This is a genomic window from Sulfurimonas sp. hsl 1-7 (assembly GCF_030577135.1).
GTDB lineage: Bacteria > Campylobacterota > Campylobacteria > Campylobacterales > Sulfurimonadaceae > Sulfurimonas > Sulfurimonas microaerophilus.
On sequence record NZ_JAUIRR010000010.1, the window covers coordinates 1 to 1,634 of the forward strand.

The 1,634-nt window shown below is 48.2% G+C and carries 2 rRNA genes; both read right to left on the reverse strand.

Features of this window, described 5'->3' with window-relative positions:
• Positions 1–11: 11 nt before the first annotated feature.
• Positions 12–127, reverse strand: a 5S ribosomal RNA gene (rrf, locus tag QWY88_RS11580).
• Positions 128–280: 153 nt separating this feature from the next.
• Positions 281–1,634, reverse strand: a 23S ribosomal RNA gene (locus tag QWY88_RS11585); the annotation flags it as partial.

The window sequence follows — 1,634 nt, forward strand, 5'->3', positions numbered from 1 at the left end:
AATTTGATCGAACTAGGCAGCGACCTACATTCCCACACCCGTGGGGTGCAGTATTATCAGCGATGAGAGGCTTAGCTTCTGGGTTCGGAATGGGACCAGGCGTTTCCCTCTCTCTATAGCCACCTAGACAAGATCAAGTGTAAATACATAAAGTATGTACTTACAGTTGACCTTGGGATCATAGTAAGAGTAGTTTTAAAATTGTTAAAGTCAACGTTATAAATAACTCAAGGATTACATCATTTAATGATATACACTAAATAAGGTAGTGAAGCTTTTGTAAAAAAAGACAAACGTACTATTAGTACTGGTCAGCTAAACGAATTGCTTCGCGTACACATCCAGCCTATCAAGCTTGTAGTCTTCAAGCGTACTTCAGGGATTGTTCATCTTGGAGTTGGCTTCCCGCTTAGATGCTTTCAGCGGTTATCACATCCGAACGTAGCTACCCAGCTATGCCCTTGGCAGGACAACTGGTGCACCAGTGGTTCGTCCAACCCGGTCCTCTCGTACTAGGGTCAGCTCTCCTCAACAATCCTACGCCCACGGAAGATAGGGACCGAACTGTCTCACGACGTTCTGAACCCAGCTCGCGTACCGCTTTAAATGGCGAACAGCCATACCCTTGGGACCTGCTCCAGCCCCAGGATGCGATGAGCCGACATCGAGGTGCCAAACCTCCCCGTCGATGTGAGCTCTTGGGGGAGATCAGCCTGTTATCCCCGGCGTACCTTTTATCCTTTGAGCGATGGCCCTTCCACACAGAACCACCGGATCACTATGACCGTCTTTCGACTCTGCTCGACTTGTATGTCTCACAGTCAGTCCGGTTTATGCCATTATACTCTACGAAGGATTTCCAACCCTTCTGAACCGAACTTTGTAAGCCTCCGTTACTTTTTAGGAGGCGACCGCCCCAGTCAAACTACCCACCAGACATTGTCCTCGCACGAGATAATCGTACGGAGTTAGCTATCAGAATATTCAAGGGTGGTATCTCAAGGATGCCTCATCATAAACTGGCGTCTATGAATCAACGGCTCCCACCTATCCTGCACATGAATATCCCAATAGCAGTGTCAAGCTATAGTAAAGGTGCACGGGGTCTTTCCGTCTTTCCGCGGGTAGGAGGAATTTTCACCTCCACTACAATTTCACTGGATCCCTTGTTGAGACAGCTCCCATCTCGTTACGCCATTCATGCAGGTCGGTATTTAACCGACAAGGAATTTCGCTACCTTAGGACCGTTATAGTTACGGCCGCCGTTTACTCGGGCTTCAATTCAACGCTTCGCAGAGCTAACGCATCCTTTTAACCTTCGAGCACCGGGCAGGCGTCACACCCTATACATCCACTTACGTGTTAGCAGAGTGCTGTGTTTTTGGTAAACAGTCGGGAGGGACTCTTTGCTGCGACCCATCAATGCTTCAGAGAGTAAATCTCTTAACAAATAGGGCACACCTTATACCGAAGATACGGTGCTAGTTTGCAGAGTTCCTTAACAAGGGTTCATCCACGCGCCTTAGAATACTCATCTCACCCACCTGTGTCGGTTTACGGTACGGGCAACATTATATCTCGTTTAGAGGCTTTTCTCGGCACGACAGTATCGACGATTCTAAACGCTCTCCGA